The following is a 20,304-nucleotide window of genomic DNA, read 5'->3' as shown; positions in this document are numbered from 1 at the left end:
ACACCGGGAATCCACAACGGCAGCCAGAACGTGACATAGCCGCAGCATAAGGGCGTGCCAGGCGAACGAATCGCCTTCCACGCCCCCCCCTTGTGACCATGAATGATTGGGGTGCCGAAGCCCCAGACGAGGGGGGGGCGCCGCGGCCCTACGCGAAAGTCTTCGCCAGGTAGTCCACGATGTCACCGGACTCGTAGAGCGGCTTGCCGTCGATGAACAGGCACGGGCACTGGACCTTGCCGCCCTCACGCTCGAGCGTGGCGCGGGCCTCGGGGTTGCCCGTGATGCTCACGGTGGGCAGATTTATGTTGTGCTCCTGCATGTAGCCCAGCACCTTGGCGCACCAGGGGCAGCCGTCAAGGACGTAGAGCTCGTACTTGGTAGCCATGGAATCTCCTCTCACTACGCCGCGGCCAGGGCCGCGGGCGCGACGATGCCGTTGCACCCATCTGGTACCCCGCAAGCGACGCGGGCAAACGCGGGGACGGGACAGGTGACACGAAGCCTCCGAGGCGACCCGCATGAGCAAACCGACCTGAGACCCAACCCGAGACCACGCGGCGACTGTCACGAGGCAGGTTTTGACGGGAATTGGCCGCCCTTCGAGACCATCAGAGCAAAACTATTCCGTTATCTAGATTTTATGGGGCATGGAACAAGTAGCCCAGGAACACCCGTTTACAAATCCGCCGGTAGAGACGTTGCGCATAACTGGCACATCAGGTCGCTACTCCAAGGGTGGGGCCACAAATCTAGATAACGGAATAGATTTGCATTCGGGCCAGGGAATGCGGGTGGCCTTGGGCACGGCCTCGCCGAAACGGCCGGGGGCAGAGGCGGCTCCGGGCACGACTTCGCCGAAACAGCCGGGAGCAGAGGAGGTAGCCGTTCTCGAGGGCATGCCCGATGGCGGCAAGGCCGTCCAGGCCCTGCACGCGATACGTGACAAAACCGATGGCCGGCAGCTCGAGCCCGTCGTGGGCGGTGCGGATGGGAGACGTCATGGCAGCTTCTTCTTGGTCGGGGTCCGCCCGGCCGGGGAGGAGGCGTGGCGTCGGGTCACGTGAAGTGTTCCCAAAGAAGGGCCCCGCATGAGCGTCGCGGGGGCGATTTCGTCCACAATGGCAGGACGAGGGGACAGGGGCGCAGCGACGGGCGGGCCACCAGCCGAGTGCCGGCGCGGGAGGTTCGCCCCTACGACGAAGAACCGCGCGAGGCACGACCCCGCGCCCACGGAAGGAGCGGCATGGCACGCACGGAGGACGACCTGACAGCGGAGCTCGAGCGCATCGATCACAGGGGCTACCCCGCCTACAAGGACCTCCGCGGCACCTACGACCTCGGGGGCATTGAGCTCTCCATCGACCACGTGCAGGGAGACCCCTTCGCCGCCCCGTCCAAGCTGAGCGTACGCATCCCCGCGCGCGTAGGCTGCTGGCCCCGTCGCCTCAGCGACGAGCCGTACCGCACCCGGGCGCTCGAGGACTTCCTCATGCGCAGGTGGTCGCGCTCGCTCGCGAGGGTAAGCCGCGTGGTGGGCGGCTCGGGTAAGAGCGGTGTCCTCGGCACGGACCGTCCGGGCCCAGAGGTGCTCTCGCGCACCGGCCTGTGCGTGGACGAGGACGGCGTGACGGCCCGCTTCGAGGCGGGATTTCCGGCCCACGGCCGCAGCTGCGACGCACGCGGCCTCGCCCGGATCCTGCTCGACATCGTGCCCGACTGCGTCGACCAGGCGCTCGTTGCCGACGACCACGCAATCGCCCAGGCCCAGGCAGCTGCAGACCTTGCCGATGACCAGCACTTTATTCGCGGCGAGCTCGAGCGCCTCGGCCTCGTGGCGTTCGTGGCCGACGGGGCGGTGCTGCCCCGCGCGAGCGGCGTCTCGAGCGCGCCCATGGCCGGGGCCGTGCCGTTCCGCTCGCCCGACACGATGGCGGTGACGCTCGCGCTCCCCCACCGGGGCGAGGTGCGCGGCATGGCCATCCGCCGCGGCGTCACGCTCGTCGTGGGCGGCGGCTTCCACGGCAAGTCGACCCTGCTCAAGGCCCTGCAGGAGGGCGTCTACGACCACGTCGCCGGAGACGGCCGCGAGCTCGTCATCTGCGACGCGAGCGCCTGGAAGCTCCGCGCCGAAGACGGCCGTCCCGTGCGCGACGCCGACATCTCGCCCTTCATCGGCAACCTGCCGAGCGGCCAGGACACGCGCCACTTCTCGACCGATGACGCAAGCGGCAGCACCTCGCAGGCGGCCTCGACCGTCGAGGCGCTCGCGATGGGCGCACGCACACTCCTCATCGACGAGGACACCTCGGCCACCAACTTCATGGTGCGCGACCGCCTCATGGAGGCTGTGGTAAGCCGCGACCACGAGCCCATCACGCCCTTCGTGGAGCGCGTCCGCGACCTGTGGGAGAAGGCTGGCGTGAGCTCGGTAATCGTGGCCGGCAGCTCGGGCTCGTTCTTCTCCGTGGCAGACGCCGTCGTGCAGATGGACCGCTACCGTGCGCTCGACGTCACGGACCGCGCGCGCGAGACGTGCGAGCGGCTCAATGCCCCGGAGACGCCGCAGGCAGCCGGCTTTGCGCTCCCGGACGGCGAGCGTCCCTGCAGGCTCTCGATCCGCGACGCCCGAGCTGCGACCGGACGCGGCAGGGGACGCGGAGGGCGTCCGGACGAGCGGCGCGAGGCCCGAGCACTCAAGGCGAAGGCCCTCGGCACGGACGAGGTGCGCGTGGGCGACGGCATGGCCGACCTGCGCCTCGTTGAGCAGCTCATCGACCCGGAGCAGGTCACGGCCATAGCCACGCTCGTCGCCCTCGCAGCCGAGCGGGGCCTGCTCGACGGGACGCGGACGAGCGTCGAGGTGGCCGGGAAGCTCGTGGGCGCGATCGAGCGCGACGGCTGGGAGGCAGTCCTCGGGCACACCCACGTGAGCTGCGGCATGGCCCTGCCCCGCACAAGCGAGCTCGCCGCCGCCCTCTTCCGCTGGAGATGAGGGCGCGACGAGCGGGGCCGCAACCAGATGTCACAGCCACGCGCGGTGCGGGCATCATTCCCGGCGTGGGCGGGAGACTAGGGCCTAGCCCTCGAGCCAGGCGCTCAGCTCCCTGTTGGCCGCCTCGTCCTCGGCGTGCTTGCCTCGGGCGCCATACTTCTCGCGGCTCCGCTTGATGCGCTCGGCGATGGTCCCGAGCAGCTCGGGGTTGGCCTGGACGGCCGCGGCCGGAACGGGTAGCGGCTCGCTCTCGAGGCCCTCACGCAGGTAGGCGTTGATGCCCAGCATGTTGAAGAGCATCGAGCTGTTCTTGCTATCGTCAGCCGTGAAGACGTGGCCAAAGTCGCAGGCTGCGTCATCGCCCGTGAGCGCAAACCACGGCACGCGGGCCGACTGGCCACCGGCGAACGCCCCGATGAAGCCCTGCTCGCAGACCGTGACGTCAAACTCGCGGACGTACGTCTCGAGGGACTCGGGGCGGGCCGAGAGGTGCAGGCGTCAGCGCGGGGCGGGCGTCAGCGCGGGACGATGCCGCAAGCAAGGCTAGACGCCCAGCAAGCGCACGCCGCGCTCCGTGTCCTCGCAGCGGACGCAGGAGCGCTCGCGGCGGATCTCCCAGATGGCGAGCAGGTCGCCGGCACAGCCCGAGAGGTGCAGCACGAACGCCACGTAGCCGAGGAGCGGCAGGTCGAGAAGCGAGCCGACCCCCAGGAGAGCCGCGCTCAGGACGAGTGCCGGCGCCGCGAGGACGATGCAGAACCGGTCGCGCTCGAGCACGAGGCCGGGGCAGCCCGCATAGAGCATGCCCGCCTGGCAGCCAAAGGTCACCTTCGTGCCAGGGCCGCCAAACAGGCGAAAGTAGAGCGCGTGGACGAGCTCGTGCACAGGCAGCGCCACGATGGAGACGACCGCGAGGGCGACAAGCCAGAGGAGCCAGCCGAGGCCGCCCGCGACGGCGAGGTGCGCGGCCTCCGCAGGCGGGTTCGCGCCGCCCGACAGGCACAGGGCAACACCGCCAAGAAGGCCCAGGCCAAGGATGGCGAGCGACCAGTGATAGAGCCGCCCGCGCAGCTCCTCGTCCCCAAGAAAGTCGATGTCACGGATGGTCCTCATGCGCATCCTCCTGCTTCGCGGGAGCGCTCGGGCACGCGGGGCTGCCGTGCGTCCCCGCCGTCGAGCCTGAGCTCGTAGACGTTCGTCCAGCTGCTGAGCGCAAGCCCCTCGTAGGGAAACCACACCGGCTTGTGCAGGGTGAAGCCCAGCTCGTGGTACAGGCGGTTCGAGAGACTCTGCGGGCTCGTGTTGATGCGGAGCGCCCTGCAGCCGCGCCGGATCGCCTCGTCCGCATAGCGCGCGAGCAGCGCGCGGGCCACGCCCTGGCCCCGCTCGTCCGGGTCGACCGCGAGCAGGTGGCAGGTCAGCGCCTCGCGAGGCCGAAGCGGCTCCCAGTCCGGCTCGACCCCGGGCAGGCCAAAGTCGTCGTCGAGCGACATGACGCCGAGAACGCGATGCGGAGCCGCTGGATCACGCGAGACGGCGACCCACGTCTCCCCCGCACGCAGGCGCCGGCTCACCTCGTCGGGCAGCGGCCAGAAGCCGCGCCGCCAGCCGCAGGTCTCCCGGCCGGAGACCTCGCACGAGTCCATGAGCCTGTCGTAGAGGGCAAGGACGTCGGCCTCGTCGGCCGCCGTGGCCGGCACGACCTCCATACTACCGGCCACACCCGTGACCTGCGGCGCATTGCCATGCCATGCAACGAGCGGCAGGTCACGGATGGGGCGCTCCCCCGCCGTCATGGTCCTCTCCGCCTCGGCCACGACGCACTCCGGGGCATCGTGGGGCAGGTCGTGCCCCGCGCCGTCCACCACCACGAGCCGCGAGCCGGGAAGTGCCTCGGCGATGCGGTGCGTCTCCTCCGGCCGGATGAGGTCGCGCTCGCCCGTCATCACGCAAGCGGGGCAGCGCACGGCCGCGAGCGACGCCGCCTCGATGTGCGGTTGCTCGAGCATGAGGCGCAGGAGCTCCGTCTCCGAGTAGCGCTCCGGCTCGCCCGTCGCCTCGCAGGGATGGGGCGCGGCGTCCGGGCCGTCGTCGAAGGGGCGGCAGGAGGCAACATCGCCATCCGCGGGTACGTCGCCGGCAGCCGCACCCCCGCGAAGCGAGCGAAGCCCGTCTCCCACGACCCTGCCCACCCGCTCCACGGGCGCAAGCCCCGTCAGCGCCACCTGCATGCCCAGACGGGAGGCACGCGTGAGGCCCTCCGGCTCCAGGTTGGCCCCCAGGCACGTGAGCGAGAGCACCCGACTCGCCGCGTCGCGCGCGAGCAGGAGCCCCACGATGCCGCCATCGGAGAACCCGAGCACGTGGGCCTGCGTGACGCCGAGCCGGCTCATGACCTCGAGCGCGTCAGCCGCCATGAGCTCGTAGGCGAGCGGCTCGCTCCCCCGCCCGGAGGCGCCCTGGCCGCGCGAGTCAATCGCGATGATGCTGCGCCCCCGCGCAAGCGGGGCGATGACGTCGAGCATGTGGGCGTGGTCCTCGCCGTTTCCGTGGAGCACGACCACGGGGGCCGGCCGCCACGTCACGGCAAACGGGGTGCCCGGAACGTCACGCACGCCCGCCGGCGCATAGACAAACGCCGCCACGCGGGCACCGTCGCCCATGGGAACCTCGACGCTGCAGGTAGGTGTCACGTCTCCTCCAACTCGCCAACCAACGGCCCGCCCAAGGCCCATCAAAAAAGACGGGACCCGCAACGGGCCCCGTCCGCAGCCACCCTCGCGGCGGCCCTACTTCCTGTACTGGCTCTCGTGCTTGCGGAAGAAGTCGAAGCGCGGCGGCAGCTCCACGATCTCGTGGTCACTCGGGTCCTCGCCGAGCGAGGCGGCCAGCTGTCGTGGCGTCTCGAGCGCGTGCTCCCAGCCGAAGAAGTCTCGCTCGGAGAAGCCCATGTGCTCGGCCACCAGCTCGCAGCCCGCCGGAACGGCCGCGTGCATGAGCAGCGCCGTGGTCCTGAGCTCGGCAAACGCGTTCGCCAGCGCAGCCACGTAGGCCTCGGCGTCGTCGCCGGCCGCCCTGCTCGCCGCGTCCCAACGCTTGTTGGCGGCGCGGCAGAACTCCTCCACCGCCGCAAGGGCGCCGTGGAAGTCCATGTCGTAGACGGTGCGCTCAAAGGCCAGCGTGGCCTCGCGGCACCCCTCGACCACCTCGTCGGACGCCTCGACGGCCGGCAGGTGCGCCCCGCAGGCCTTGGCCGCGCCGTAGAAGCACGAGCGCGCGAGGCGGTTGAAGATGTTCGTGAGGAAGGCGCTCTCCTTGAGGGCCGGGTCCACCACGCGCGGGTCGTCCCTGACGAGCAGGTCGGGCGCGCCGGCCTTGCCCTTGCGCGACACGCTCGTGTCGTAGGGTTTGGGCGAGAAGCTCACGGCCTTGGCGTCGAGCGCCAGGCTCAGCCAGTGGGCGCGCAGCTGCTCGGCCGTGTAGTGCTCGAGGAGCTCCGCGGCCATGGGCGGTTTTATGGCGCCCGAGCTCGAGGCCTTCTTGTTCATGAACAGGATGTGGTAGTTGGCCACCGGCGTGGTCTGCTTGAGACCCCAGCCCAGCGCCTCCCACATGGCCGGCTGGGCCACGCAGTAGAAATAGATGTTGTCCTGGCCGATGAACTGGAAGACACGGGCGTCGTCCGCGCACCACCAGTCATGCCAGTCGGTCGAGGAGTAGCGCCCGGGAGCACCCTCGGCAAGCGCCGTCTGCACGAAGGAGATGGGCGCCCAGAGGCTCTCGGGCCAGCACCACACGGTGAGCCCGCCCACACCGTCGAGCTCGGGCGCGGGCACGCCCCACTCGATGTTGCCCGTGATGCGGAACGGCAGCAGGCACTTGCCCGTGCGGAAGCGGATCTTGTGCGCCTCAAGCACCTCGCGGGCGCTGTCGCGCTCCTCCCAGTCGGCAAACTCCACCGAGAAGCTCGTGGCGTTGCCCTCAGCCGCATGGACGGTGTGGGCGGGGAGCTTCTCGGCCACAGCATCGAACGCCTCGCGCAGCTCGTTCTTGATGTAGATGACGGGGGCCACGAGGCTCTCGCGCACCGTCTTGATGACGACGTCTCGCACCTGCGGGTCGGCGTCCCACTCGTCCATGAGGTCCTCGAGGGCCCTCTGGAAGGCGGGCAGGTCGAAGTACCAGTTGTCGCAGGGACGAAGCTCGGGCTTGGTGCCCGTGAGCTGCGAGACCGGGTTGATGAGCTCCTCCGGGTCGAACTGGTGGCCCAGGTCGCACTCGTCTGCGTAAGCCTTCTCGGACTTGCAGCCGCGCACGGGGCAGCGACCGATGACCTGGCGGCCGTTCAGGAACGTCTGGGCCTCGGTGTCGTAGAACTGCAGCGTGGAACGCTTCTTGAGGGCGCCCGCCTCGAAGAGGCGGCGAATCCACTCGTCGGAGAGCCTGGCGTGGAAGGGCTTGGCCGGGTCCAGCCCGGAGCCCGCGTAGATATCGAGCGAGATCTCGTACGCGTCGAGCGCGGCCTTCTGGTTGTCGTGGTGGCCGCGCACGTAGTCGGTGATGGTGCCGGAGAACTCGCCGGCCTCGGTGAGCTTGCGGTAGCCCTCCATGATGGGCGAGCCGAAGCAGTCCGTGCCCGAGACGAACAGCACGTTCTCGGCGCCGATGCGGTCGCGCAGGAAGCGGGCGAAGAAGTCGGCCGGTACGAAGACGCCGCCGACGTGGCCGAAGTGCAGGTCCTTGTTGCCATAGGGCATGCCGGCCGTGACGACGGCACGCGCCGGGAAGTGGGGACGCTCGGGTGCGGTAGCTTCGGTGCTCATGCGGGCCTCTCTCCAGGATTCGATAGCTTGGCTATTCTCGCACTAAACGCCCCGCCCTGCATCACGCGCCATCCACCTTCGTCACGTTTCCTTCCGGATGATATGTCACATTTTCGCGATGGTCGCGCTTCCCGTGATTCGTTTCCACGATGTCGGCCGGCAAGCGCGACGCATCATCCAGAATGGGATGCACACGAGGCGAAAAACGGTCACGACAGAACCGGCCACAATGAAAATGTGACAAATCATCCGGAAGAAAGTGTGACGGCTAGAGGTTGACGAGGGAGCCCTTGGGGAACAGGACGGTGATCGTGGTGCCCACGCCCACCTGGCTCTCGAGGCGGATCTTGGCACCGTGATAGGCGGCCGCGTGCTTGACGATGGCAAGGCCCAGGCCCGTGCCGCCGGTCTGGCGCGCGCGGCTCGAGTCCACGCGGAAGAAGCGCTCGAAGACCTTCCGCTGCATGTCGGCCGGAATGCCCACGCCCGTGTCGGAGACGCGCAGCACCGGCGCCCCGTCCACGAGGCCCACCCAGCCCGTCACCGAGCCGCCCTTGCGGTTGTAGCGAATCGCGTTGTCGCAGAGGTTGTAGGCCAACTCGTCGAGCAGCCGCGGGTTGCCGCGCACGATCACGGGGTCGCCCGAGCACTCGAGCGTCACGTCGGCGGAGTCGGCCACGGGCGCCAGGCGGGCGCACACCTCGAGCAGACGCTGGTTGAGGTCGACCGGCTCGGGCTTGCCCACCAGGTCACGGTCGCGCGAGCGCTCCGACTCGTCCAGCTTGGAAAGGATGAGGATGTCGTTCACGAGGTCGGTCATGTGGCGTGCCTCGTCGTAGATGCGCCCCGCAAACTCGGGAACGTCGGAGGGACGCGCGATGCCGTCGCGAATGAGCTCGGAAGCGGCGGAGATGGACGAGAGCGGCGTCTTGAGCTCGTGCGTCACGTTGGCGGTGAACTCGCGGCGCATGAGGTCGGCGTCCTTGAGCACGTCCATCTGGTCGGAGATGCGCTGCAGGAGCGGACACAGCTCGCGATAGGAGGAGTTGGGGTCCGGGTTGGCCGAGTCGATGGAGAGCACCGGGCGCATGATGCGGTCGGTCACAAAGCGGGCCACCACCCAGCAGGCCAGCACCACCACGGCCACGATGAGCGCCACCGCAAGCAGGTCGTGCGAGATGGCCGCGAGCGCCCCGTCGCGGTCGACCGAGACGCGCACCACGCTGCCGTCGTCCAGGCGAAGCGCTCGGTAGATGCTCACGCGTCCCACCGTCGCGCTCTCGCGCTCGGCAGAGCCCGACCCCGTCTCCAGCGCCTCGGCAATCTCGGGACGCGTCTCGTGGTTGGGCATGTCGTCCACGTTGCCCTGGTTGTCATAGGCCACGGTTCCGTCGGGCTCCACGAGGGTCACGCGCATGTCGCCCAGGCTCATGCCGGCAAGCTTGTCGGCGTCGTGCTCGTTGCCGTCGAGCATCGACTGGATGAGCGCCGCCTCGGCATCGAGCATGCGGCCCGTGTCGCCCAGCGCCGTCGACTGGTAGATGGAGGTCGCAAGCACCATCACCACGAGCGACGCCACCGTGGAGACCACGGCAAGCGACAGGAACACCCTGCGCACAAGCGAGGGCTGGCGCCCGGGGACAACCCGAGCGCCAGCCGCATTGGAACGCACCTTGTCTTTGGAAACTTGGGAAACGTCGGCCATGCTAGCCCTTCAGTCGGTAGCCCACCCCGCGAACGGTCTCGATGAGGCCGGAGTTGTCGCCCAGCTTCTGGCGAAGCGTCTGGACATGAACGTCCACCGTACGGCTTCCGCCGTCAAAGTCCCAGCCCCAGACGCGCTGAAGCAGGGTCTCACGGTTGAACACCACGCCGGGCGAGCGCATGAGAAACGCGAGGAGGTCGAACTCGCGCAACGTGAGGTTGAGCGGCTTGCCGTCACACGTGGCCTCGTGGCGCGAGGGAGACACCGAGAGCGGCCCCACCTCGAGCGTGTCGGCCGCGTCGTCGGCGGCGCTGCGCGCGGGTGCTCGACGCAGCAGCGCACGCACGCGGCTCACCATCTCCATCATGCCAAAGGGCTTGGCGAGGTAGTCATCCGCCCCGTCATCAAGCGCGGTCACGGTGTCCAGCTCCGAGTCGCGGGCGGTGAGCATCATGACCGGCACGTTGGAGAGCCCGGGCGTCTGACGGATGCGATGCAGGATCTGCAGGCCGTCGGTGTCGGGCAGCATGATGTCGAGAAGCACCGCGTCGGGCACGCGCTCGGCGCAGGCCCGCCGAAAGGCGGCGTCGTCGGGCAGGCCCTTGGCCTCGATGCCCGCCTGCGCAAGCGCGTAGACGGTGAGCTCGCGGATGTTCTTCTCGTCCTCGACGTAGTAGATCACGCGGTTGTTCCCCTGCTGAGTAGGTTGCATGGAAAGGCTCCCTACTCGCCCTGAACCTCGTCAGCGTCGTGGTCGCCCACGCTAAGGATACGCTCTCCGGTGGCGCGGAACACCGCCCAATCCGAGATGCGCTGGGCGTGGTCGCCCATGCGCTCGAAGTACTTGGCGATCATGAGCAGCTCGGGCAGGCTCTTGGGGCTGGGCTTTCCGGCCTTGATGAGCTCGACCACGATGTCCTCGGCCTCGGAGTACAGGCGGTCAAGGTCGTCGTCGGAGGAGATGACCTCGCGGGCCTTGTCGGCATCGGCGGTGCAGAAGGCGTCGACGGCGCTGTCGACCATCGCGGCGGCACGGGCGCTCATGCTCATGAAGGTGTCGGAGAGGCGGTCAGAGGCCTTCTTGGAGAGCTCGGACTCGATGAAGGCCACGTCGCGGCACATGGAGTCGATCTGGGCAAGGTCGCTCACGATACGGAAGGTGGCGGACACGAAGCGCAGGTCGGCGCCCACGAGCGGCTGCTGGAGCAGCATCGTGTCGAGGCAGGTGCTCTCGATGTTGGAACGAAGGCGCTCGGCGGCCTTGCGCCCCTCGAGGATGCCGGTCTCGGCGCCCTTGTCGCCGGTGGCGGCGAGGCCCGCGGCGCGGACGTCGGAGGATGCCTTGTCGCCAAAGCGCTTGACGAGCGCCTCCATGTCGTTGAGCTGCTTGCTAAATTCGAGACGTGCCATCAGCTGAACCTCCCTGTCAGGTATTCGACCGTACGCTTCTCCTTGGGGTTCGAGAACAGCTCCTTGGTGGGGCCGGCCTCGATGAGCTCGCCAAGGTAGAAGAAAGCCGTCTTGTCGGCCACGCGGGTGGCCTGCTGCATGTTGTGCGTCACGACAACCACGGTGTGGTTCTGGGAGAGCTTCTTCATGAGGTCCTCGACCACGAGGGTGGAGATGGGGTCGAGGGCGCTCGTGGGCTCGTCCATGAGCAGCACGTCGGGGTTGGTGGCAAGCGCGCGGGCGATGCAGAGGCGCTGCTGCTGGCCGCCGGAGAGGCCCAGGCCGCTCTTGTCGAGCGTGTCCTTGACCTCGTCCCAGAGGGCGGCCTCGGTGAGCGTCTGCTCGCAGATGTCGTCGCCCTCCTCCTTCGTGAGCTTCCTCATGCGGTTGGGACCGTAGAGGATGTTGTCACGGATGCTCATCGGGAAGGGGTTGGGGTGCTGGAACACCATGCCCACGTGCACGCGCAGCGCGTTGGCGTCCATCTTGAAGATGTCCTCGCCGCGGAACTTGATGAGTCCCTCGACCTTGACGCCCCCGACGAAGTCGCACATGCGGTTGAACGTGCGTAGCAACGTGGACTTGCCGCAGCCGGACGGGCCGATGAAGGCCGTGGCGCGCTTCTCCGGAATCTCCAGGTTGATGTGCTTGAGCGCCTGGAAGCCGCCGTTGTCGTACCACAGGTTGAAGTCGCTGATCGAGAGCGCGCTCGGCACGCCATCGATCATACGGTGCTCAGCCTGGTCGAACTCCTTGGTAATCTCCATCAGCCAAACCTTCCGCTCAGGTAGTCCGACAGGCGCTGGTCCTTCGGCGCCGAGAAGATCTGCTTCGTGGTGCCCGTCTCGACCATGTCGCCCACGTAGAAGAAGGCGGTGCGGTCGGAAACGCGCGTGGCCTGCTCCATGTTATGCGTCACGATGGCGACGCAGATGCCCGAATCGGCGATGGAGCGGATCGTCTCCTCGACCGCGAAGGTCGAGATCGGGTCCAAGGCCGAGCAGGGCTCGTCGAACAGGATCACGTCGGGCTTCATGGCCAGGGTGCGCGCGATGCAGAGGCGCTGCTGCTGGCCGCCGGAGAGGCCCCAGCCGCTCTGGCCGAGCTTGTCCTTGACCTCGTCCCAGAGGGCCGCCTGCTTGAGCGACGTCTCGACGAGCTCGTCGCCCTCCTCGCGGCTCTTGACGCGGCCGTGGCGCTTCGGCGCGAACAGGATGTTCTCGCGGATAGACTTGTGGAACGGCGTCGGCTGCTGGAACACCATGCCGATGGACTTGCGCAGCTCGAAGGTGTTCTCTTCCTTCGTGTTGATGTTGCGCCCGTGGTAGAGGATCTCGCCGCCGATGTCGCAGCGTGGAATCTCGCGGTTCATGAGGTTGAGGCAGCGCAGGAACGTCGACTTGCCACAGCCCGAGGGGCCGATGAGGGCCGTGACGCAGCCTGCGTCGAAGTCGAGGCTCGTGGGGTGCAGGGCCTCCTTGGTGTGGTCATAGCGAACCGTCACGTTGCGCGTGGAGAGCAGGTGGTTCTGCGTGCCCTCCTGGGCCTTGGCGGTCGCCGTGTTGGTGTTGTCGCTCATTCGCTCGTCAGCTTCCTCGCGAGTGCCTTGCCGAGGACTCGGGCAAGGACGTTGAACAGAAGGACGCAGATGATCAGGACCGCAGCCGTGCCCCAGACGATCTCGTCGTTGCCGGGCGAGGGCTCCATCTTGAGCTTCCAGATGTGCACGGCCAGCGTCTCGGCAGGACGGAAGATGTTCCACGGGTTCGTGGGGCTCGCGAAGTTGGTGCTCGCGAAGTTGAGGCGCGCGGCGGCAGAGCCGGACGTGAAGATCAGGGCAGCGGCCTCGCCGAACACGCGGCCGGCGAAGATGACGATGCCGGTGACGATGGCGGGCATGGCGCTCGGGAGCAAGACGTTCAGCGTAGTCTCCCAACGGGTGAGGCCGAGGGCCAGACCGGCGTCACGCTGCGAGCGCGGCACGTCCTCGAGGGCCTGCTGGATGACGCGGACGAGGATCGGGATGTTGAACATCGTGAGGGCCAGGCAGCCGGCGAGGATCGAGATGCCCCAGCCGAGGTAGACCACGAAGAACAGCGAGCCGAACATGCCGACGACGATGGACGGCAGCGAGGACAGGGTCTCGATGGCCGTGGAGGCCGCGGAGGTGACCCAGTTCTCAGGCGCGTACTCCACGAGGAAGATGGCGCCGCCGAGCGAGATGGGCACCGAGATGATCAGGGTGATGATCAGCATGTAGAACGAGTCGAAGAGCTGGAAGGCGATGCCCGGGAGCTCCTTGTTGTTGGACGGGTTGGTCAAGAAGCCCGGCTGGAACACCTTCCAGAGGCCCTCGGCCAGGATGTAGATCACGATAGCCGCGAGCAGCGCAAGCACGAGGCCCACGATGACGGTCAGGATGACCGTGGCGACCTTATCCTGCTTGCCGATCTTGGTGGCATGCGCGGAGAGGTCGACCGCCTTGCCACCCACCGTGGTGACGGAGGAGGTTTCGTTAGCCATTAGCCTTGGCACCCCTCTTCCCGATGATGTGGATGACGAGGATGAAGAACAGGGACATGATCAGGAGCAGCAGGCCGAGGCTCCAGAGGGCGTGGTACTGGATGGAGCCCGTGGTGGCGTTGGCCAGGCCGCTCGTGAGGGCCGTGGTGAGCGTGGCCGCCGGGTCGAGCAGGCTCGTCGGCATGGCCTTCTCGACACCGCCGATGACCATCTGCACGGCGAGCGTCTCGCCGAAGGCGCGGGTCATGCCCAGGATGACGGCGGTCATGAGCGAGGGCAGCGCACTCTTGAGGACCACGTGCCACACGGTCTGCCAGCGGGTGCAGCCGAGGGCGAAGGAGCCCTCGCGGTACTGGTTGGGCACCGCGGCGAGCGCGTCGATGGAGAGCGTGGTGACCGTCGGGAGGATCATGACGGCCAGCACGAGCGCGCCGGACAGGATGCCCGCGCCGGTGCCGGCGGCAGAGCCGAAGATGGCGACCATGAGCGGGTTGATGACGGAGAGGCCGAGCAGGCCGTAGACGACCGACGGGATGCCGACGAGCAGCTCCACGAGCGGCTGAAAGACCTTGCGGCCAAAGACGGGCTGGACCTCGACCACGAAGATGGCGCTGCCGAGCGCGATCGGCAGGGCGAAGATGGTCGAGAGCAGCGTCACGGAGAAGGAGCCCACGATGAGCGGCAGGGCGCCGAACTTGTCATCGGTGGGGATCCAGTTCTGGCCCGAAAGGAAGGCGCCGATGTTGATGCCGTCGCCGATGAACGTGGTGAGGCCCTGCTGGGCCACCATGACGATGAGCGTCAGCACCACGATGGCCACCAGCGCGACGCAGGCGCCCGTTAGCCCGAGACCCACGTTCTCGAGGCGGCGCTTAGGTAGCAACTGCTTTGCCATTGATTGACCTTTCTAGTTGGACGTGACAAGGGAACGGGTCCTGGTCGCCTCGGGGAGGGCGCCCGTCTGCGCGCTCGTCTCCCACGCTTTCGAGGAAGCGACTCCTGGCCCTCCGGCCCGGGGCGCGTTCCATTGTCACGTCCCCTTCATTCATGAGAACGGGGCGCCCCAACCCACGACAGACTGGAGCGCCCCGCAAGGGAGAGAGAAAGGGTGCTACTTCTGGGAGATGGTGCCCTTGGCGTCCTTCTTGACCTTCATGCCGGTCAGAGGGATGAAGCCGTCCTTCTCGACGAGCTTGCCCTGGACGTCATCGGAGAGCATGTAGTCGATGAACGCCTTGGTGGCCTCGTCGGCATCCTTCGAGGTGTACATGTGCTCGTAGGACCAGATCTTGAAGTCGCCGGTCTCGACGTTCTCCTTCGTGGGCTCCACGCCGTCGACCTTGAGGGCCTTGAACTTGGAGTCATCGAAGTAGTTGAAGGAGAGGTAGGAGATGGCGCCGTCGGTCTGGGAGACCTTCTCGACGACGGTGCCCGAGGAGTCCTCCTCGGCGATCGGCTTGAAGGAGTCGGGGACCTTGGTGCCCTGGAGCACGGCGTCCTCGAAGGTGGCACGGGTGCCGGAGCCGGGCTTGCGGTTGATGACCTGGATGGGGCCGGAGAGCTTGGAGTCGATCTGGCTCCAGTCGGTCACGGCACCGGTGAAGATGCTCTTGAGCTGCTCGGTCGTGATGTCGTCGATGGCGACGTTCTTGTTCACGACGGGGCCCATGCCGGTGATGCAGACCTGGTTGTCGACAAGCTTCTCGACGTCGGCAGCCTCGAGCTTGTTCTCGGCGAAGACGTCGGAACGGCCAATCTGGACCTTGCCGTCCTTGATGTCGGAGAGGCCCTGGCCAGAGCCGCCGGCGCTAATGGAGATGGTCACGTCAGGGTTGGCGTCCTGGAAGGCGTTGGCGGCGTCCTCGACGAGCGGCTGGAACGACGTAGCGCCGGAGCAGCTGATGGAGCCAGAGAGCGACTTCTCGGCAGCGCCGGACGTGGCAGCGGTACCGGCGTTGGAACCGCCGCCGCAACCAACGAGACCGAGGCCCGCGACGGCGGCGAGGCCACCAGCGAGACCGAGGAACTGACGACGAGACATATCCGTGCGCATAGTTCTCCTTCTTTCGAGTTTTTGGGAAGGCCCGTCCACTCCCATGCGGCCTTCCCACATCCATGCTGGATGCTACGTGCCGCCCACCGCCCGATTCGCGCGATTCCCCAGCCCTTACGCTCGCGTAACGCGTCTTTACATTCCCATGACATTCGCTGACACTTAGCCATGCACTCATACGTCATGCGGGGTCAGGGCAGGCGCGCGAATCAAGACTCGTGCCGCCATGGCGCGGTGAGGTGAGGGCCTCTGCGAGGCAAGCCTCCCCCAGACGCGCGGCATCCCCGGCCCCCGGACCTGGTCCGTCCGGCGCACCCCGGCTTCGCCTCCTGCGCCCAAAGGGATGTTCGTATACTAACTGTTAGGTTCCCTCAACTTGAGGTGCCATATTGTTAGGTACCTTGACTAATGAGCAAGAGGGGCGTAGCATGCCTCCGACAAAGAGAGGTGGGCGCTTGCCCACGACACGACTCAAAGGAAGGGAGGAGCATGGAAGACGACAGAAGTAACGGCGCGGCAGACGACGTCGCCGGCGACGCGGACGCCCAGCCCAAGCCCGCCGACACGGCCCGGCCCCGCTGGATGGACATCGCCGACCCTCTCGAGCGCCAGTGCGCCCACATCCTGGACAGCCTCGGCTTCTGCGGCCACTACCTGCACGTCCACGGCGGCGGTCGCTCCGGGCGCGCGCCCATCCTGTGCACGCTGCGCAAGCACGGCGGCCAGATGGCCCAACGCGAGCTCGCGAGCCGCTTCGAGCTCAAGGCGGGCTCGCTCTCGGAGGTGCTCGCCAAGGCCGAGGAGGCAGGCCTCATCGAGCGCACCCGCGACCCCAACGACCGCCGGCAGCTCGTCGTTCGCCTCACCGAGGAGGGCCACACGCAGGCTGACGAGGACCAGCTCGACCGCGAGCGGTTCCGTGCCGAAGCCTTCTCGTGCCTCACACAGGAAGAGCGCGCCCAGCTCGAGGGCGTGCTCGTACGCATCAAGCAGCATTGGAGGTCACTGGATGATTAAGACCCTCGCAAAGAGCATCGGCGAGTACAAGGGCGCGGCCATCGCCACCCCCCTGCTCGTCACCGGCGAGGTGCTGTTCGAGGTCATGATCCCGTACCGCACGGCCGTGCTCATCGACCAGGTCAAGGCAGGCGCCGAGATGGGCTCCCTGCTCGGCGAGGGCGCCATCCTTGCCCTCATGGCCCTCGTGTCGCTCGCCTTTGGCGCCGCGGCCGGCATCACCTGCTCGAAGGCCTCGGTGGGCTTCTCGAAGAACCTGCGCCGCGACATGTTCGCCAACATCCAGACCTTCGACTTCGCCACCATCGACCGCTTCAGCAACTCCAGCCTCGTGACGCGCCTCACCACCGACGTCATGAACGTGCAGATGGCCTACATGCAGATCATCCGCACGGCCATCCGCTGCCCGCTCATGCTCGTCTTCGCGCTCTTCATGGCCTACATGATGGGCGGCTGGCTCGCGTTCATCTTCCTGGCCGTGGTGCCCCTCCTCGCGGTGGCGCTCATCGCCATCGTCAAGGTGGTCCACCCGATCTTCCGCCGCATCTTCAAGAAGTACGACGCCCTGAACGAGAGCGCCGAGGAGAACCTCTCCGGCATCCGCGTGGTCAAGAGCTTCGTGCGCGAGGGCTACGAGAAGAACAAGTTCGGCACCGCCGCCGAGGATGTGCGCCGCGACTTCACGCGCGCCGAGCGCATCCTGGCGCTCAACATGCCCGTCATGAACTTCGCCATCTACGTGGTCATGGCCTCGGTCATCGGTCTCGGCGCCTACGCCATCATCTCCACGAGGGGCCAGCTCATCGACGTGGGCCAGTTCTCCTCGCTCATCACCTACGGCTTCATGATCCTCATGAGCCTCATGATGGTGTCGATGGTCTTCGCCATGATCACCATCGCCGAGGAGGGCGCCGAGCGCATCTGCGAGGTGCTCGTCGCCAAGCCCCAGATCGTGAGCCCCGAGGACGCCGTCACCGAGGTGGCCGACGGATCGATTGACTTCGACCACGTGGGCTTCTCCTACGGCGGCAACCGCAGGCGCGAGGCCCTCGTCGACGTCGACCTGCACATCAAAAGCGGCGAGACGATCGGCATCATCGGCTCGACGGGCAGCTCCAAGTCGAGCCTCGTGCAGCTCATCCCACGCCTCTACGACGCCACCGAGGGCGTGGTGCGCGTGGGCGGCCGCGACGTGCGCGACTACGACGTCGAGGCCCTGCGCAACCAGGTGGCCATGGTGCTCCAGAAGAACGTGCTGTTCAGCGGCACCATCGCCGAGAACCTGCGCTGGGGCAACCCAGATGCCACCGACGAGGAGGTGCGCGAGGCGGCCCGCCTCGCCCAGGCCGACGAGTTCGTGAGCGGCTTTGCCGACGGCTACGACCACAGGATCGAGCAGGGCGGCAGCAACGTGTCCGGCGGCCAGAAGCAGCGCCTCTGCATCGCCCGCGCGCTGCTCAAGCACCCCAAGGTCCTCATCCTCGACGACTCCACGAGCGCCGTGGACACCAAGACCGACAAGCTCATCCGCGAGGGCCTCGAGGCGTACCTGCCCGGCACGACCAAGATCTTCATCGCCCAGCGAACGGGCTCGGTCGAGGACGCCGACCGCATCATCGTGATGGACGACGGCCGCATCTCGGCCATCGGCACGCACGAAGAGCTACTGCGCACGAGCGAGATCTACCGCGAGGTGTACATGTCCCAGAACAAGCAGAGCCACGACGAGAAGGCCATCGAGATGGAGGAGGTCAAGGATGCCTAGCCAGAGCAAGGGCCAGGGCCAGATGCCGGCCAAGCGCCACATGGGCAGGACCGCCCTGCGCGTGCTCAAGATGCTCTTGGGCTTCTACCCGGTGCTTCTGCCCGCGGTGATCGTGTGCATCATCGCGAACGGCATCGTGCAGACCATCCCCAACGTCTTCATGGAGCGCGTGCTCACCATCGTCCAGGACTCCTGGACGACCGGCGACTGGGACTCCGTCGCCGCCAGCGTGCTCGAAAACGTCGCCATGCTCGTGGTGTTCTACCTGATTGGCATCGCCGTGAGCGTGTTCTGGACGCAGGCCATGGCCTACATCACGCAGGGCTCGCTCAAGAAGTTCCGCTGTGCCATGTTCAACCACATGCAGGCCCTGCCGATCCGCTACTTCGACACGCACCAGCACGGCGACGTCATGAGCTACTACACCAACGACATCGACGCCATGCGCATGATGATCTCGCAGTCGCTGCCGCAGCTCCTGCTCACGAGCCTCATCATGATCTCTGTCACGATCATCATGTTCTACTACAGCGCGCCGATGGCGCTCGTGGTCATCGCGGGCGCACTGCTCATGGCCGCCGCCACGCGCTTCCTCGGCGGGCGCTCGGCCAAGAACTTCATGCGCCAGCAGCGCGCCGTGGCCAAGCTCGAGGGCTCGGTCGAGGAGTTCATGGCCGGCGAGCGCGTCATCAAGGTCTTCTGCCACGAGGACGAGGCCGCGGCCGACTTCGCCAAGATCAACGAGGAGTGGGAGGACGCCGCCCGCAAGGCCAACAGCTACTCCAACACCCTCATGCCCATCCTCATGAACCTCGGCAACCTGCTCTACGTGATCGTGGCCATCGCGGCCGGCGCGCTCATCTCGGCGCACGCGCCCAACCTGAGCTTCTCGGGCCTGCCGCTCACCATCGCCGTGGCCGTGCCGTTCCTCAACATGACCAAGCAGTTCGCCACGCAGATCGGCCAGGTGTCGATGCAGATCAACTTCGTGGTCATGGGCCTTGCCGGCGCCGAGCGCATCTTCGAACTGCTCGACGAGCCGGTCGAGCAGGACTCGGGCTACGTGACGCTCGTGAACATGGCCGTCGAGCACGGCGAGCTGGTGGAGAGCGAGAGGCACACGGGGCTCTGGGCCTGGAAGCACCCACACAAGGACTCGGGCACCGTGGACTACGTGCCGCTTCGCGGCGACGTGCGCATGGAGCACGTGGATTTCTCGTACGTGCCCGGCCACGAGGTGCTGCACGACGTGAGCGTGTACGCCAAGCCCGGCCAGAAGGTGGCCTTCGTGGGCGCCACGGGCGCGGGCAAGACCACGATCACCAACCTCATCAACCGCTTCTATGACATCGCCGACGGCAAGATCCGCTACGACGGCATCAACGTGAACAAGATCCGCAAGGACGACCTGCGCCGCTCGCTTGGCGTGGTGCTGCAGGACGTGAACCTTTTCACGGGCACCGTGATGGACAACATCCGCTACGGCAAGCTCGACGCGACCGATGCCGAGTGCATGGAGGCCGCGAGGCTCGCCGGCGCCGACGACTTCATCGAGCGCCTGCCGCAGGGCTACGAGACCATGCTCACCGACAACGGCTCGCAGCTCTCGCAGGGCCAGCGCCAGCTGATCTCGATCGCGCGGGCCGCGGTGGCCGACCCACCCGCGATGATCCTCGACGAGGCCACGAGCTCGATCGACACGCGCACCGAGGCCATCGTGCAGCGCGGCATGGACGCACTCATGCAGGGGCGCACCACGTTCGTGATCGCGCACCGGCTCTCGACCGTGCGCAACTCCGACGTCATCATCGTGCTCGACCACGGCCGCGTCATCGAGCGCGGCACGCACGACGAGCTCATCGCCAAGAAGGGCTACTACTACCAGCTCTACACGGGCGCGTTCGAGCTCGAGTAGCGGCTGCGGTTACGCGACGGCTCACGACAGGGGCGCCCGCAGGCTCAGCCTGCGGGCGC

Annotated in this window: 17 protein-coding genes; 4 read left to right on the top strand and 13 right to left on the bottom strand. The window is 67.2% G+C overall.

Features of this window, described 5'->3' with window-relative positions:
- Positions 1-148: 148 nt before the first annotated feature.
- Positions 149-388 carry a glutaredoxin family protein gene (locus EFAMC1_RS01765; protein WP_154052625.1) on the bottom strand — a complete coding sequence of 80 codons (240 nt, stop codon included), beginning with the start codon at positions 386-388 and terminating at the stop codon, positions 149-151.
- Between the two features lie 858 nt (positions 389-1,246).
- Here EFAMC1_RS01765 and EFAMC1_RS01760 point away from each other — a divergent pair.
- Entirely contained in the window at positions 1,247-2,995 is a 1,749-nt protein-coding gene (locus tag EFAMC1_RS01760; RefSeq protein ID WP_154052624.1) for an ABC-ATPase domain-containing protein, read from the top strand.
- A gap of 84 nt (positions 2,996-3,079) precedes the next feature.
- Here EFAMC1_RS01760 and EFAMC1_RS01755 read toward each other — a convergent pair whose 3' ends face one another.
- The 12 genes from EFAMC1_RS01755 to EFAMC1_RS01700 form a co-directional block, all read right to left on the bottom strand.
- Complete coding sequence (locus EFAMC1_RS01755) at positions 3,080-3,379, bottom strand: hypothetical protein (RefSeq protein ID WP_154052623.1); 300 nt, start codon at positions 3,377-3,379, stop codon at positions 3,080-3,082.
- Positions 3,380-3,538: 159 nt separating this feature from the next.
- A complete protein-coding gene (locus EFAMC1_RS01750; RefSeq protein WP_187324494.1) occupies positions 3,539-4,108 on the bottom strand; it encodes a DUF3267 domain-containing protein in 570 nt (189 codons plus the stop codon).
- Positions 4,105-5,688, bottom strand: a complete 1,584-nt coding sequence (locus tag EFAMC1_RS01745) for an alpha/beta fold hydrolase (RefSeq protein WP_187324493.1) — start codon at positions 5,686-5,688, stop codon at positions 4,105-4,107. The genes EFAMC1_RS01750 and EFAMC1_RS01745 overlap by 4 nt, the downstream gene beginning before the upstream one ends.
- A gap of 96 nt (positions 5,689-5,784) precedes the next feature.
- The gene (locus EFAMC1_RS01740; protein WP_154052620.1) at positions 5,785-7,818 is read right to left on the bottom strand and encodes a class I tRNA ligase family protein; all 2,034 of its coding nucleotides are present in this window, start codon (positions 7,816-7,818) and stop codon (positions 5,785-5,787) included.
- A gap of 268 nt (positions 7,819-8,086) precedes the next feature.
- Complete coding sequence (locus EFAMC1_RS01735; protein ID WP_154052619.1) at positions 8,087-9,523, bottom strand: ATP-binding protein; 1,437 nt, start codon at positions 9,521-9,523, stop codon at positions 8,087-8,089.
- 1 nt (position 9,524) lies between these two features.
- Entirely contained in the window at positions 9,525-10,235 is a 711-nt protein-coding gene (locus tag EFAMC1_RS01730) for a response regulator transcription factor (RefSeq protein WP_222838608.1), read from the bottom strand.
- A gap of 11 nt (positions 10,236-10,246) precedes the next feature.
- Positions 10,247-10,933 (bottom strand): phosphate signaling complex PhoU family protein, encoded by a 687-nt coding sequence (locus EFAMC1_RS01725; RefSeq protein ID WP_154052618.1) that lies wholly within the window; start codon positions 10,931-10,933, stop codon positions 10,247-10,249.
- Positions 10,933-11,700, bottom strand: coding sequence for a phosphate ABC transporter ATP-binding protein PstB (pstB, locus tag EFAMC1_RS01720; RefSeq protein WP_410054780.1), 768 nt, complete (start codon positions 11,698-11,700; stop codon positions 10,933-10,935). Before pstB (EFAMC1_RS01720) ends, EFAMC1_RS01725 begins: the two co-directional genes overlap by 1 nt.
- A gap of 38 nt (positions 11,701-11,738) precedes the next feature.
- On the bottom strand, positions 11,739-12,551 hold the full coding sequence (gene pstB / locus EFAMC1_RS01715; protein ID WP_154052616.1) for a phosphate ABC transporter ATP-binding protein PstB: 813 nt from the start codon (positions 12,549-12,551) through the stop codon (positions 11,739-11,741).
- On the bottom strand, positions 12,548-13,495 hold the full coding sequence (gene pstA, locus EFAMC1_RS01710; RefSeq protein ID WP_154052615.1) for a phosphate ABC transporter permease PstA: 948 nt from the start codon (positions 13,493-13,495) through the stop codon (positions 12,548-12,550). Before pstA ends, pstB (EFAMC1_RS01715) begins: the two co-directional genes overlap by 4 nt.
- On the bottom strand, positions 13,488-14,390 hold the full coding sequence (gene pstC / locus EFAMC1_RS01705; RefSeq protein ID WP_154052614.1) for a phosphate ABC transporter permease subunit PstC: 903 nt from the start codon (positions 14,388-14,390) through the stop codon (positions 13,488-13,490). Before pstC ends, pstA begins: the two co-directional genes overlap by 8 nt.
- A 216-nt stretch (positions 14,391-14,606) precedes the next feature.
- Complete coding sequence (locus EFAMC1_RS01700; RefSeq protein ID WP_222838607.1) at positions 14,607-15,548, bottom strand: phosphate ABC transporter substrate-binding protein; 942 nt, start codon at positions 15,546-15,548, stop codon at positions 14,607-14,609.
- Positions 15,549-16,037: 489 nt separating this feature from the next.
- Between EFAMC1_RS01700 and EFAMC1_RS01695 the strand changes: the two genes are divergently transcribed.
- From EFAMC1_RS01695 to EFAMC1_RS01685, 3 genes are read left to right on the top strand one after another with little or no spacing between them, the layout of a single operon-like run.
- Entirely contained in the window at positions 16,038-16,565 is a 528-nt protein-coding gene (locus EFAMC1_RS01695) for a MarR family winged helix-turn-helix transcriptional regulator (protein WP_154052613.1), read from the top strand.
- Entirely contained in the window at positions 16,558-18,330 is a 1,773-nt protein-coding gene (locus tag EFAMC1_RS01690) for an ABC transporter ATP-binding protein (RefSeq protein WP_154052612.1), read from the top strand. The genes EFAMC1_RS01695 and EFAMC1_RS01690 overlap by 8 nt, the downstream gene beginning before the upstream one ends.
- Positions 18,323-20,245: an ABC transporter ATP-binding protein gene (locus EFAMC1_RS01685; protein ID WP_222838606.1), complete on the top strand. Its 1,923-nt coding sequence runs from the start codon at positions 18,323-18,325 to the stop codon at positions 20,243-20,245. The genes EFAMC1_RS01690 and EFAMC1_RS01685 overlap by 8 nt, the downstream gene beginning before the upstream one ends.
- Positions 20,246-20,304 lie beyond the last annotated feature (59 nt).

It is taken from the genome of Olsenella uli, from assembly GCF_901212675.1.
In the GTDB taxonomy this organism is placed as follows: Bacteria; Actinomycetota; Coriobacteriia; order Coriobacteriales; family Atopobiaceae; genus Parolsenella; species Parolsenella uli_B.
Note: the sequence above shows the minus strand (reverse complement) of the source record. Positions and strands in the feature narration are given on the sequence as shown.

Bases quoted from the DNA above. Each gene is read 5' to 3' on its own strand.
- EFAMC1_RS01685 (WP_222838606.1), top strand. From the start codon at position 18,323: ATGCCTAGCCAGAGCAAGGGCCAGGGCCAGATGCCGGCCAAGCGCCAC.
- EFAMC1_RS01725 (WP_154052618.1), bottom strand. From the start codon at position 10,933: ATGGCACGTCTCGAATTTAGCAAGCAGCTCAACGACATGGAGGCGCTC.
- pstB (WP_410054780.1), bottom strand. From the start codon at position 11,700: ATGATCGATGGCGTGCCGAGCGCGCTCTCGATCAGCGACTTCAACCTG.
- pstA (WP_154052615.1), bottom strand. From the start codon at position 13,495: ATGGCTAACGAAACCTCCTCCGTCACCACGGTGGGTGGCAAGGCGGTC.
- EFAMC1_RS01765 (WP_154052625.1), bottom strand. From the start codon at position 388: ATGGCTACCAAGTACGAGCTCTACGTCCTTGACGGCTGCCCCTGGTGC.
- EFAMC1_RS01760 (WP_154052624.1), top strand. From the start codon at position 1,247: ATGGCACGCACGGAGGACGACCTGACAGCGGAGCTCGAGCGCATCGAT.
- pstB (WP_154052616.1), bottom strand. From the start codon at position 12,551: ATGAGCGACAACACCAACACGGCGACCGCCAAGGCCCAGGAGGGCACG.
- EFAMC1_RS01740 (WP_154052620.1), bottom strand. From the start codon at position 7,818: ATGAGCACCGAAGCTACCGCACCCGAGCGTCCCCACTTCCCGGCGCGT.
- EFAMC1_RS01735 (WP_154052619.1), bottom strand. From the start codon at position 9,523: ATGGCCGACGTTTCCCAAGTTTCCAAAGACAAGGTGCGTTCCAATGCG.
- EFAMC1_RS01690 (WP_154052612.1), top strand. From the start codon at position 16,558: ATGATTAAGACCCTCGCAAAGAGCATCGGCGAGTACAAGGGCGCGGCC.
- EFAMC1_RS01695 (WP_154052613.1), top strand. From the start codon at position 16,038: ATGGAAGACGACAGAAGTAACGGCGCGGCAGACGACGTCGCCGGCGAC.
- EFAMC1_RS01700 (WP_222838607.1), bottom strand. From the start codon at position 15,548: ATGCGCACGGATATGTCTCGTCGTCAGTTCCTCGGTCTCGCTGGTGGC.
- EFAMC1_RS01730 (WP_222838608.1), bottom strand. From the start codon at position 10,235: ATGCAACCTACTCAGCAGGGGAACAACCGCGTGATCTACTACGTCGAG.
- EFAMC1_RS01750 (WP_187324494.1), bottom strand. From the start codon at position 4,108: ATGAGGACCATCCGTGACATCGACTTTCTTGGGGACGAGGAGCTGCGC.
- pstC (WP_154052614.1), bottom strand. From the start codon at position 14,390: ATGGCAAAGCAGTTGCTACCTAAGCGCCGCCTCGAGAACGTGGGTCTC.